Annotated in this window: 12 protein-coding genes; 7 read left to right on the top strand and 5 right to left on the bottom strand. The window is 66.1% G+C overall.

The genetic code is table 11. The features are described from left to right. Positions 1-7 precede the first annotated feature (7 nt). The 3 genes from BLQ58_RS13395 to BLQ58_RS13385 all read right to left on the bottom strand — a co-directional run bounded on the left by BLQ58_RS13395 (position 8) and on the right by BLQ58_RS13385 (position 2,316). Complete coding sequence (locus tag BLQ58_RS13395; RefSeq protein ID WP_029050721.1) at positions 8-487, bottom strand: nuclear transport factor 2 family protein; 480 nt, start codon at positions 485-487, stop codon at positions 8-10. 158 nt (positions 488-645) lie between these two features. Next, entirely contained in the window at positions 646-1,722 is a 1,077-nt protein-coding gene (locus tag BLQ58_RS13390) for an alpha/beta fold hydrolase (RefSeq protein ID WP_029050722.1), read from the bottom strand. Between the two features lie 291 nt (positions 1,723-2,013). Beyond that, positions 2,014-2,316 carry a hypothetical protein gene (locus BLQ58_RS13385; protein WP_139186109.1) on the bottom strand — a complete coding sequence of 101 codons (303 nt, stop codon included), beginning with the start codon at positions 2,314-2,316 and terminating at the stop codon, positions 2,014-2,016. A 438-nt stretch (positions 2,317-2,754) separates the two neighbouring features. On the opposite strand from BLQ58_RS13385, the gene BLQ58_RS13380 reads away from it, so the two are divergent. Further along, the gene (locus tag BLQ58_RS13380) at positions 2,755-3,732 is read left to right on the top strand and encodes a hypothetical protein (protein ID WP_029050723.1); all 978 of its coding nucleotides are present in this window, start codon (positions 2,755-2,757) and stop codon (positions 3,730-3,732) included. A 77-nt stretch (positions 3,733-3,809) separates the two neighbouring features. Here the strand turns inward: BLQ58_RS13380 and BLQ58_RS13375 are convergent, their stop codons facing one another. Both BLQ58_RS13375 and BLQ58_RS13370 read right to left on the bottom strand, forming a co-directional pair. Continuing rightward, positions 3,810-4,748 (bottom strand): tripartite tricarboxylate transporter substrate binding protein, encoded by a 939-nt coding sequence (locus BLQ58_RS13375; protein ID WP_254775938.1) that lies wholly within the window; start codon positions 4,746-4,748, stop codon positions 3,810-3,812. Positions 4,749-4,979: 231 nt separating this feature from the next. Then, a complete protein-coding gene (locus BLQ58_RS13370; protein WP_029050725.1) occupies positions 4,980-6,734 on the bottom strand; it encodes an FAD-dependent oxidoreductase in 1,755 nt (584 codons plus the stop codon). A gap of 427 nt (positions 6,735-7,161) precedes the next feature. Between BLQ58_RS13370 and BLQ58_RS13365 the strand changes: the two genes are divergently transcribed. The 6 genes from BLQ58_RS13365 to BLQ58_RS13340 all read left to right on the top strand — a co-directional run bounded on the left by BLQ58_RS13365 (position 7,162) and on the right by BLQ58_RS13340 (position 12,207). Next, on the top strand, positions 7,162-8,688 hold the full coding sequence (locus BLQ58_RS13365; RefSeq protein ID WP_029050726.1) for an acetyl-CoA hydrolase/transferase family protein: 1,527 nt from the start codon (positions 7,162-7,164) through the stop codon (positions 8,686-8,688). A 338-nt stretch (positions 8,689-9,026) separates the two neighbouring features. After that, positions 9,027-9,299 carry a hypothetical protein gene (locus BLQ58_RS13360; protein WP_029050727.1) on the top strand — a complete coding sequence of 91 codons (273 nt, stop codon included), beginning with the start codon at positions 9,027-9,029 and terminating at the stop codon, positions 9,297-9,299. A gap of 9 nt (positions 9,300-9,308) precedes the next feature. Further along, positions 9,309-9,833, top strand: coding sequence for a helix-turn-helix transcriptional regulator (locus BLQ58_RS13355; protein ID WP_029050728.1), 525 nt, complete (start codon positions 9,309-9,311; stop codon positions 9,831-9,833). A 111-nt stretch (positions 9,834-9,944) separates the two neighbouring features. Beyond that, complete coding sequence (locus tag BLQ58_RS13350) at positions 9,945-10,904, top strand: patatin-like phospholipase family protein (RefSeq protein WP_029050729.1); 960 nt, start codon at positions 9,945-9,947, stop codon at positions 10,902-10,904. Then, a complete protein-coding gene (locus BLQ58_RS13345) occupies positions 10,888-11,727 on the top strand; it encodes an AraC family transcriptional regulator (RefSeq protein ID WP_049815795.1) in 840 nt (279 codons plus the stop codon). Before BLQ58_RS13350 ends, BLQ58_RS13345 begins: the two co-directional genes overlap by 17 nt. An 81-nt stretch (positions 11,728-11,808) precedes the next feature. Beyond that, a complete protein-coding gene (locus BLQ58_RS13340) occupies positions 11,809-12,207 on the top strand; it encodes a cupin domain-containing protein (protein ID WP_049815796.1) in 399 nt (132 codons plus the stop codon). Positions 12,208-12,368: the final 161 nt, after the last annotated feature.

Here is a 12,368-nt window from a genome sequence, read left to right as displayed (position 1 = left end):
CAGCGTCTCAGAACCCCAGATCGCTCAGGCCCGGATGGTCATCGGGCCGGCGGCCCAGCGGCCAGTGGTACTTGCGGTCCGCCTCGCGGATCGGCGCGTCGTTGATGCACGCGAACCGGCGGCGCATCAGGCCGTTTTCGTCGAATTCCCAGTTCTCGTTGCCGTACGACCGGAACCAGTTGCCCGAGTCGTCGTGCCACTCGTACGCAAAGCGCACCGCGATGCGGTTGCCGTCGTGCGCCCAGAGCTCCTTGATCAGCCGATAGTCGAGTTCCTTCTGCCATTTGCGCGTCAGGAAGGCCACGATATCGTCGCGCCCGTTCACGAATTCGGCACGGTTGCGCCAGGCACTGTCGACCGTATAGGCCAGTGCCACGCGGTGCGGGTCGCGTGTGTTCCAGCCGTCTTCGGCCGCGCGCACCTTGGCGGTGGCGGTCTCCAGGGTGAACGGCGGCAGCGGTGGACGAACTTCGGGTTGGCTCGACATGGGAAAGCTCCTTGCGAATCGGAAAACCTTCAATCGGAAATCGGGACGAAACTTGCAGATCCAGAAGTAGACAGATCTGTCTCATAGTGTTAGGTAGACAGATCTGTATGTCAAGCGGAAATTCGTCGCCGCCGCCGGGTTGGGTGCGCTTCGGAGCGCTAGACACGCTGCCGGTCAAACCCCGATTCCCGCGCCAGGACGATGGCTTGCGAGCGATTCTCCACCTCGAGTTTCGAAAAGATGCTGGTGATGTGGTTGCGCACGGTTTTTTCGCACAGCCCCAGATGGGCGGCGATCTGCGCGTTGTCGCGGCCCTGCGCGATCAGCACCACGATGTCGCGTTCGCGCCGCGTCAGGGCACCGAAGGCGGGGTCGGTGGACGGTGCAGGTGCCGGCAGAAAGGCACGCACCTCCTCGATCCAGCGGTCCCAGGCCGGCTCGGTTTCCAGCAGCAGGTGATTGCCACTGTCCAGCGGCACGAAGCGGGCGTTGGGGATCATGCTGGCGATCAGCCGACCTTCGTCGAACGGCACCCGCGCATCGCGCACGGCATGCATCACCAGCGTCGGGCAGCTGACCCGCGGCAGCAGGTCCACCACGTCGATTTCGTTGAAGATGCGCATGAAGCGCGCGGCATTGACCGGCGACGTGGAAACCCGCTCCAGTTCATTGAACCAGCGGTGCTGCTCGGCCGTGCCGCCCGGAATGAACTGCGTGGTGAAGAACTGCCGGAAGGCCGGATTTTCCTGACCCCAGCCGATTTCGGCCAGCCGGATCATCAGATCGGCCTCTTCGCGCATGGCTTCGCCCTGGTTGCGCTTGAGCCGCCCCCGTGCGTAGCCGCCGTGCAGCACCAGATGGCTGACGCGCTCGGGATGCGCCACGGCATAGGCCACGGCGATCGATGCCCCCTGCGAGATGCCCAGCAACGCAAACGGCTCCACGGCCATGGCATCGACGATGGTTTCCAGGTCGCGCAGCCAGGCGTCGAATGACAGGTCTTCCACGTGGCGATCGGAAAGGCCGCAGCCGCGTTCGTCGTACCGGATCAGCGTGTGCTGCTCGGACAACGCGCACAGCATATGGCTCCAGACCGGGCTGCCCACGTCGAACTCGAGGTGGCTCATCCAGTTGGCGGCCTTCACCAGCGGCGGCCCGCTGCCCGTGATGGCATACGCCAGGCGTACGCGGTCCGGGCTGGTGCATAGGCGAATCTGCTGCTTGAGCATCGGCATGGGCGGGTCGCGCACGGGGCAGGATACGGGCGACGCGGCGCGCCGCCGGGCAACGTCCGGCAACGGCTCGCCGCGTCCGGCCGTGCCGGGCGACTCACCTATCTTAGACAACGATCCCCAGCGCGCCGACATCAATGACGACTGCCGGCCCCGCCATGTGCGGAAGGCCAGACGCGGTGCATGGATGGTGCGCCGGATGCCGTACACCAGGGCCGGTGTCTCGCGACGGAGGTTGAAATCCCGGCTGCAACAGGTGGTCTGTCGCGGCCGGGCGAAGCGCGCTAGCGCGCGTCAGACCGCGCGCATCGCGCAGTCCCCCTGGGCGCCCACGCTGCGCGCGCCGTCGGTGTACGCGTCGCGCGGACCGATGCGGTTGCCGCCGTCGCTGAAGGCATCACGCGGGCCCATTCGGGCGCCATCCGCATAGGGATCAAAGGTGCCACGCAGGCACGATGACTTGCTCACGTGCAATGTCGATCCATTCGACGGAACGAATACTTCGCTCCACGCGGCGTGGGCGGTCTGGGCGATGCCGATGGTCAATGCGGAAACGGCTGAAACGGCAAGCAGGGTCTTTGCAACTTTCGTACACATCTCGACGACTCCAAACTTTGAACTCCAATCAGAAGCAACACACGGATGGCCGGGGGCCGGGATGGCAGCGGCCGATCCGTGGAGTCATTGTCGGAAATCGCTGGCGAGCGTGTCCGTGACCGGTGTCCCGGTTTTTGCCCGCTCCGGGGGAAAACCCGGTGCCCGCACGTGGGACTTCGGTCCCGTGCAGGCGAACGGACCGGGCCGGTGGCGTACAGCGGTGGTCTGCACGCCGCGTCCAGCATGGCATTGCCGGTAGTCCTATCGTAATTCCCCGAGTAAACCCGCGCCAAGGACGCACGTCCCGCTTTCCGGTGCCGATTCCGATGAAAACGATTGCAGTCGGGACACCGGCCTCACGCGCGACGCCCCCAAAACGTCCGAGTATCCGCCCCACGTCCTCCATGGGACGGATTTCACGTATCAAGGAGTTTCGCAATGCAAGCTGTATCCCTTTCCGCCGACACACAACGCTACGCCCGCTGCATCGCCGCTTCACGCCGCATCCGCTGGGACATCGACCAGGACGTGATTCGCGGCCGCACGTTCGACCTTTCGCACAAGTTCATGCCCGACGGCCTGTCGCTCGTCGACGAACTGCCCTTCCTGAGCGCCTCTGAGCAGCGATTCCTGAGCCAGGTCCAAGGCCGTACCTACGCCAACATGTTCGGGCTGGTGGAACGCTTCGTCAGCGCGAAGGTGCTGGAGTTGACCGGGCAACATGCGCTGGGCGACCAGGTCGCGCTGGAGGCCCTGATCCGCTTTTCCGACGAGGAACTGAAGCACCAGGAACTGTTTCGCCGCATCGAACGGCTGGCCGCGCAGGACATGCCCGAAGGCTATCGCTTCGACGCCCAGCCGAACGACGTGGCCGCGTTCGTGCTCGGCAAGCGCACATGGGCCGTGCTGGCCGTGATCTGCCAGCTCGAACTGTTCTCGCAGGCCCACTATCGCGCCAGCATCGGCACGGCGCCGGACGTATCCGAGCTGTTCAAGGATGTGTTCCTGTACCACTGGCGCGAGGAATCGCAGCACGCGATCCTGGACGAGCTGGAGTGGATCCGCGAGAACGCCCGCGTCAGCGACGCCGAGCGCGATGCGGCCATCGACGACATGCTGGCGATCGTGGGCGGCTTCGACGCGATCCTGCAAGCACAGGCCCACGCCGATGCGGCCTACTTCCTGCGCGTGATCCGCGGCGCGCAGGATGCCCCGCATGCGCCGGACGTGGAGGCGGTGATCCTCAAGGCGTACCGCTGGACGTACATCGTGACCGGCATGTTCGAACCGCGCTTCTCGAAGCTCCTGGAGGAGATGACCACCGAGGCACAGCGCGCACGCATCCAGGCCGGCGCGGCGCCGCTGATGTACGCGATGCCGGCCAACGGTGCGCCGATGCCGGCGATGGCGGCCTGAGCCAGCCGGCGATCCGCCAGCCTGGCCCTTTGGCCATCTGGCGGACCGGCAACCCGGCGATGGCTCCCCGGGGCGCGTTACTCGGGCGTAATCCCGGCCTTCTTGATCTGCGCGGCCCAGCGGACCATTTCCTTGCGCAGCATGGCATCGGCCTGGGCCGGGCTCATCGTCAGCGGCTCGAAGCCTTCCTTGAGCAGCCGCGCCTTGAGTTCGGGCTGGGCCAATGCCGCGTTGAGCGTCTGGTTCAGTTTCGCCAGCACATCCGTGGGCGTACCGGCCGGCGCGCTGACGATAAACCACGTCTCGAACGCGTAGTTCGGCAGGCCGGCCTCGGCCATCGTGGGCACGTCAGGCATCAGCGGCGAACGCCTGGGCCCGGTCACGGCCAGCGCGCGCAGCTTGCCCGCCTGCACGTGCGGCAGCGCCGCGGACAGCACCGGGAAGCTCATCTGCACCTGGCCGGCAATCGTATCGACCAGGGCCGGGCCGCCGCCTTTGTAGGGCACATGCAGGATGTCGGCGCCGGACTCGGTCTTGAACAGTTCGGCCGCCATATGGAACGTGCTGCCCGACCCGGCCGATCCGAAGCTCAGCTTGCCCGGCTGCGCGCGGGCCAGGGCCACCAGTTCCTTGACGTTCTTCACCGGCAGCGCGTTGTTGACCACCAGCACGTGCTGCGACGTCCCCATCGTGCCAACCGACGCAAAATCCCTGGCCGTATCGAATGGCAGTTTGGCGAACAGCGAGGGATTGACCGCCAGCGCCACGTTGTTGATGGCCAGCGTGTAGCCGTCGGGCTTCGCCTTGGCGAGCTGGTCCATGCCGATATTGCCCGACGCGCCGGCGCGATTGTCGGCCACGATCGACTGCCCCAATTGCTTGCCCCAGGCATCGGTGATGAGCCGGCCGGCGATGTCGACGCTGCCGCCGGGCGCGAACGGCACGATCAGGCGGATCGGCCGGTTGGGGAAGCTGTCTGCGGCAAGCGAAGGCACGGCGGCAAGCGTGGCAGCCATCGCCGCAACGGCAATGCCCGCACGCTTCGCCAGGCTGGCGAAGGGAATACCCATGATGATCTGTCTCCTGGTTGATGCGCCGGGCTAGGGCCCGGTCGAATACCCGAATCGCCCTGCCGGCGACGATTCCGGACAGGGCGCAGGCAGTGTAACCATGAAACAAAGCGCAGGGTCATCGTCTTCAGAACGACATTGATGCCCTCAACTCACGAATCAGACATTCCTCCGCGCTCAGACCCGTGCATGTTCCAGCGTGGCCAGATAGTGATGGATCTGTGCCACCACGGCCGCGCCCTCGCCCACCGCGGCAGCCACGCGCTTGGTGGAGCCCGACCGGACGTCTCCAATCGCGAACACGCCGGGCACGCTGGTTTCGAGCGTGTAGTCGGCCCGTTCGGTGCAGGAGTGATGCGCGTCGTAGCCGGTCAGGATGAAGCCCTTGTTGTCGGTCTCCACATGGCACGAGCGCAGCCATTCGGTGTTCGGCGCCGCGCCGATGAAGAGGAACACGTGGCGCATCGGCACGGCCACGCATTCCGGCCCCCTGGCGCGCTCCTTGTACCGCACCGTGGAAAGCCAGCCATCGCCCTCCATCGCCGTGATCTGCGAATGGGTGTGCAGATGCACGTTCGGCAGGCCCTTGAGCCGGTCAATCAGATAGCGCGACATGGTGGCCTCCAGCCCCTCGCCGCGCACCAGCATATGCACCTCGGCCGCGTGCGACGCCAGGAATACCGCCGCCTGGCCAGCCGAATTGCCGCCGCCCACCAGCATCGCGTGTTCGTCCTTGCAGAGCTTGGCCTCCACTGGCGACGCCCAGTAGTACACGCCGCGCCCCTCGTAGCGTTCCAGCGAATCGATCTCGGCACGCCGGTATTGCGCCCCGCTGGCAATCACCACGGTCCGCGTGGGAATGCGGCGGCCGTCCTGCAGTTCGAGTTCGATCGGATTTTCGCCACAATGCAACGCCTTGGCTTCTAGCGGAATGGCGACGTGGGCACCGAACTTGAGCGCCTGCACGAACGCGCGGCCGGCCAGCGCCTGGCCGGAAATGCCGGTCGGAAAGCCCAGGTAGTTCTCGATGCGGGCACTGGCGCCGGCCTGGCCGCCCGGCGACCGGCAATCGAGCACGGCCACCGACAGCCCCTCGGACGCGGCATAAACGGCCGTCGCCAGCCCGGCCGGACCGGCCCCGACCACGATCACGTCATAGACATGGTCCGGATCGAATTCGGGCACCAGTCCCAGGCAACTGGCAAGCTGGCCTTCGTCCGGCGCGCGCAGCACGCTGCCGTCGGGGCAGATCACCATCGGGAAATCGCTCTGGGGCGCCTTGCTGATATCGAGCAGACAGGTGGAATCGGTGTCGGTCTCGATGTCGATCACGCGGTGCGGATGGCCGTTGCGGCGCAGGAACGCCTGCAATGCCAGCAGCAGCGGCTCGGTGCCCTTGCCGACCAGCACCGGCCCGCCCCCCTGCTCGATCAGCCCCACCCGGCGCAGGATCAGCGCGCGCATGATGCGCTCGCCCAGATCGGCTTCGGCCACCAGCAGCGCCCGCAGGCTGGGCGGCGGGATCACGAGGATGGTCACATCCTCCAGCGCCACGGCGTCCACCAGCGCCGGCTTGCCGGTCAGTTGCCCGACTTCGGCCAGGAACTGGCCCGGGCCCTCCTCGGTGATCGGCGTACGGTGGCCTAACCCGTCACGACGGTCGATCCGCACGCGCCCGGCCAACACCACATGCATGCCGCGGCCTGCATCGCCTACCTGGAAAATCAGTTCGCCGGCCTGCCATGTTCGGACGTGGCCGAAACGCCGGATACGGTCGATCTCGGCATGCGTCAGCGTGGGGAACATCTGGTGCCGGCGCGTTTCCAGGTTCGAGAACGGCGCCTCGAGTTCGGTCGGCGTCGGCTGCGCGGCCGGTGCGTCATCGGTGTCAGGATTGGCGTCGAGTTCCGACGTCGCCTGGGTCATCTCCATGCTTTCCCCCGTTGCTGTGAAGCGGCCGGCCACGCCGGCGCGTGATGCATCGATCGAAGACTGCGAAGACTGCCTGGCCGGGCATGCCGGCCGCGCTGGAAACGATAGTAGCCCCGCCAGCGCCGAAACACATCCGGGATGTTTGCGGCCCCCGGAAACGGCTCGCCATGCACCACTCTTGCGCAGGATCATGAAGCACCGGTATCCCTCCATGTATGGTTCTCGCCGCACTCTCCTGCCGCACGCTACGACAGTGGCGTGCCGTCTTCATGACTATGAAAATTCCGACTCGATCCCAGAGCTTTAAATCATGGTGAGAATATTAAGCGGTCGCTACACTGTGCTACGCGCCTCCAAGACGCACCGTCCGTCACGGACCCACGAGGCCCCTGGCGGCAGATCAGACAGCCCCCAGCAAGGAGACTAGATGTACCGCGATCGCATTCGCCTGGCCGCCCTCCAGGACAGGATCATGTCGGCCGATGAAGCCGCAAGCCTGATCCGGGACGGCATGACCGTCGGCATGAGCGGATTCACGCGTGCCGGCGACTGCAAGGCCGTTCCCGTGGCGCTGGCGCGCCGCGCCGCCACCGATCCGCTCCAGATCACCCTGATCACCGGCGCCTCGCTGGGACACGACACCGACAAGATCCTGGCCGAAAGCAACGTGCTGGCGCGGCGCCTGCCGTTCCAGTCCGACGCCACGCTGCGCCGCAAGATCAACGGCGGCGAGGTCATGTTCATCGACCAGCATCTGGGCGAGACCGCCGAACTGCTGCGCAGCGGCCAGATCGGGCCAGTGGACATCGCGGTCATCGAGGCCACCGCCATTACGGAGTCGGGCGGCATCGTCCCCACCACGTCGGTCGGCAACTCGGCCAGCTTCGCCAAGACGGCGAAGAAGGTCATCATCGAGTTGAACCTGAACATGCCGAGCGGGCTGGAAGGCCTGCACGACATCGCCTTCCCCGTGCAGCGGCCGTATCGGCAGCCGATTCCGTTGATTGCCGTGGAGCAGCGCATCGGCCTGCCCTACATCCCGGTCGACCCGTCGCGCATCGCGGCCATCGTCATCACGCAGGCCGACGACAGCCCGTCCAACGCGCTGCCGCCCGATGCCGAGACGAATCTGATTGCCGGCCACCTGAATGCGCTGCTGGAGCGTGAAGTGCGTGCGGGCCGGCTGTCGCCGACCCTGCAGCCGCTGCAGGCCGGCATCGGCACCATCGCCAACGCGGTGCTGCACGGCCTGGCCGATTCGCCATTCCATGATCTGACAATGTATTCCGAGGTGCTGCAGGACAGCACCATCGCGCTGATCGACGCCGGCAAGATGCGCTTTGCCTCGGCGGCGTCGATGACGCTGTCCGCGCCGGTGTATCGCCGTGTGCTCGACGACATCGACCACTACAAGAGCAAGCTCGTACTGCGTCCGCAGGAGATCAGCAACCACCCAGAGGTGCTGCGCCGCCTGGGCCTGATCACCATCAACACGGCGCTGGAATGCGACATCTACGGCAACGTCAACTCCACGCACGTGGGCGGCACGCACATGATGAACGGCATTGGCGGCTCGGGTGACTTCGCGCGCAATGCGTATTTGTCGGTCTTCGTCACGAAGTCGGTGGCGAAGGACGGCAAGATTTCCAGCATCGTGCCCATGGTGACGCACGTGGACAACAGCGAGCATGACGTGGATATCCTCGTCACCGAGCACGGCCTGGCCGACCTGCGCGGCCTGGCGCCACGCGAGCGGGCGCTGCAGGTCATCAACAACTGCACCGATCCGGCCTATCGCGACGGCCTGCTCGACTACTACCGCCGCGCCTGCCTGCGCGGCGGGCAGACGCCCCATGTGCTGGAGGAAGCGTTTGCCTGGCACACCCACTACCGCGACCACGGCACCATGCTGACGGACGCAGGCAAGCCGGCAAACGAACCGCTGGCGGCCTGACCGGTCCGCCGCGCGAGCCGCCCCTCAGGACCCGCAGCATGTGTTGCGGGTCCCCCATGAATCGTCCTCCCATCGCATCCAATGGCATGCCTGGATGAGCCTCCAGGCCACGCGCTCGCGGCGGCCAATTCCAGAGCGTTGTCGCCCATCTCCCGTTGAACCATGCGTCCGTCGCCCCGACGCGGGCGGACACATGTTCGTGCGAGTTTGTGTCTTTTGTGTCCAAATCGCCATTTTTCCGGCGCGCCCTGATAGGGTCTCTCCCACTGCTTTTCGTCAACCGGCTCGCAGATTGTCAGTTGACAACTGACGAGCTGCCGCATATCGTGGGAGGCCTGATGGGTCGGGAAAAACATCCAGGAAAGGAAATCGAAGCCGCAGTCCAGTACGCGGAGGGTGAATTCTGGCGTTGCAAGCTGGGCGGCGCGCATGCGTGGGGCAAGCTGTATTGCCCCTACCACTGCGCCGCCTGCCGCTGCGGGGAATTCTGCATCGTGTCGATCTGGAGCACGCCTCGCAACCCGGAACTCCATGCCCGGTTCCTGCGTCGCGTGGTAGACCACTGCGCCATCCATCAGAGCCGCAAAGCGCCCCCTGGTGTCTCGCACTGACAGGACAACATGGAATACAACTTCACCCTTAAGTACCAGCTGCCCGCTTCGGACGACGATCAGGACGACGTGGTGGAACGCCTTGGGGCCAGTGGCTGCGACGACGCGCTGGTCGGCATCGGCATTCCGGGACGCATTGCGCTGATGTTCGCACGGGAGGCCGACACGGCCCATGGCGCCATCCTCAGCGCGCTGGCCGATGTGCGCCGCGCCGCGCCGCTTGCGCGGTTGATCGAGGCCACGCCCGACTTCGTCGGCCTGACCGATGTGGCCGAGGCCGTCGGGGTCTCCCGGCAGAACATGCGCAAGCTGATGACCACCTACCCCGCTTCGTTTCCGCTGCCGGTGCACGAGGGCTCCGCGTCGGTCTGGCACCTGGCGGACGTGCTGCGCTGGCTGGCGCAGCGTGGCAGCTATAACCTGGACCCCGCGCTGGTCGATGTGGCCGAAGTCACGATGCAGGTGAACCTGGCGCGCTGCGCAACCCGCCTGCTGCCGGAAATCCGGCAGCAACTCGAGCCGCTGGTGGCCTGACAGGTCATTTCCACCCTGCCGGCCCTTTTTGCCGGACCGGAAGTGGCCTATCCTCTCCACACCACAATCGGTTCCAAACTCCACGGGCGATGCCGCCCAGATCTGAAGACCATGGAAAAGACTGCATTCGTGTTCGCCGGCGGTGGCAGTTTGGGCGCCATCGAAGTCGGCATGCTCCGCGAACTGGTGAGTTGGGGCGTCACGCCAGATCTGGTCATCGGTGCCTCCGCCGGTGCCATCAACAGCGCCTACTTCGCCAGCAACCCACACCCCGATGGCATTTCGAAGCTGGAAGGCCTGTGGCGCAGCATCACGCGGGCGGAGGTGCTGCCGTGGTCGTGGCGCAGCATGCTCGGGATGATCATTGGCAATCGCGGCCATCTTGTGGAGTCCATGGCGCTGAAGCGCCTGCTGAAACGCCATCTTGGCGACGCACGCGTGGAAGACGCGGCCTTGCCGCTGCACATTGTCGCCACCGACATGCATAGTGGGGCGGAAGTCCTGCTGTCGTCGGGCAATATCGTCCAGGCCGTGCTGGCCAGCGCGGCCATCCCGGGCGTCTTCCCGCCCGTGGAAATCAACGGCCAGAAGCTGATCGACGGCGGCGTGGCGAACAACACGCCCGTGTCCACGGCCATCCGCCTTGGCGCCACGCGCATCATCGTGCTGCCGGCGGGCTTTGCATGCGCCGAACGGCGTCCGCCCAAGGGCGCGATCGAACATGCGTTCAATGCGCTGTCGCTGCTGGTGGCGCGGCAACTGGTGCATGACCTGGAACGCTGGGGCGAGCAGGCCCACATTGCCGTGGTGCCGCCGCTGTGCCCGCTCGATGTCTCGCCGTACGACTACAGCCGATGCGGCGAGCTGATCGATCGCGCGGCCGCGGCGACGCTGGCCTGGCTGCGCGCCGACGGCCTGTCGAGCCGCCGGGTACCCGGCGCGCTGGAACCGCACGAGCACGATGCCGAAAACCCCAGCTGCAGCGCCGACATCGGCCTGCCCCCGGCCGGCGCCCCACATGCCCATCCCCACACCCATGACCACTCGACCACGCATGGCGGCGTCCACTGACGCCAGCATTGCGCTGCCGGGCAAGCGCGACTGGGTGCAACGTGACGCGTCCGCGCGCCAGATGGAGCGCATCGAGGCGTTTTTCGGTGGTCATGGCTATGACATGCACCGCCATGACACCTATGCCATCGGCTGCACGCTGTCCGGCGTCCAGAGCTTTTCCTATCGACGGGGCATGGTTCATAGCCAGCCGGGCGGCACCATCGTGCTGCATCCGGACGAGCCGCACGATGGCCATGCCGGCACCGACGCCGGATTCCACTACCGCATGCTCTACATCGAGCCTGCGCTGATCCAGCGCGTGCTGGGTGGCCGACCGCTGCCCTTCGTGGCCGGCGGGCGTTCCGACGATCCGCGGCTATTCGCGGCGGCCGGCACCTTGCTTCGGTCCATGGACAGCGCCATGGACCCGCTGGAGGAGGACGACGCGATCTTCGACCTTGCGCACGCGCTGGCAGCGGCGGCCGGGGCGGCACGTGGACGCCAGGCGGTGGACTACCGCGCCGCCGAACTGGCCCGGACCTGCCTTCGGGACAACCTGGAACGGCCGGTGACACTCGACGAGCTGGAGCTGGCCAGTGGCCGCGACCGCTGGAGCCTGTCGCGCGACTTCCGGGTGCTCTATGGCACCAGTCCGCACCGCTATCTGGTGATGCGCAGGCTGGACATGGTCAGGCGCCTGGCAGCGGCGGGGCAATCGCTGGCCGACGCCGCCGTCTGCGCCGGGTTCACCGACCAGAGCCACATGACCCGCCATTTCACGCGCGCCTTCGGGCATTCACCGGGCCGCTGGTTGCGCGCGTTGCGAGGCGCCGCGACCTGAGGCTGCACGATCGTACAAGACCGTGCGCCGACACAGGCGCAGACTCGGCTGCCTGTCTCATACACCACAAGGAGCCCCGTCATGCAGCCATCGCCGGTCGCAGTCCCCGCCCATCGCGCTGCCAGCGCCGTCAATTTCACCCAGAAGCTGAGCCTCTTCACCGACCACTGGCAGCCGCGCGTCATTGCCGAGATGAACGACTACCAGTTCAAGATCGTCAAGATCGAGGGTGAGTTCATCTGGCACCAGCACGCCGATACCGATGAGACGTTCATCGTGCTCGACGGCCAGTTGCGCCTCGACTTTCGCGACGGCCATGTGACCGTCAACGCAGGCGAAATGTACGTGGTACCCAAAGGTGTCGAACACAGGCCCGTAGCCGAGGCGGAAGTCCGCATGCTGCTGATCGAGCCGCGCGGTGTGGTCAACACAGGCGACCAGGGCGGCGACCGCACGGCGCAGAACGACGTCTGGATCTGAGCGGCGGCATCCGCATAGTTGGCATTTGCCCAACGAATCGCGATGCCAGGTGTTGGAATGACATAGCAGTTTGCCCAGTTTTATCCGCCAAAAGTGACGGGCGCCGCGCGCCCCGTCCGCATACGCCGATGGCATGTTCCCTGCAATCAGACGCATCGAGC

It is taken from the genome of Ralstonia sp. 25mfcol4.1 (assembly GCF_900104095.1).
Classification (GTDB): Bacteria; Pseudomonadota; Gammaproteobacteria; order Burkholderiales; family Burkholderiaceae; genus Cupriavidus.
This window is presented reverse-complemented; position numbering and strand designations above follow the sequence as displayed.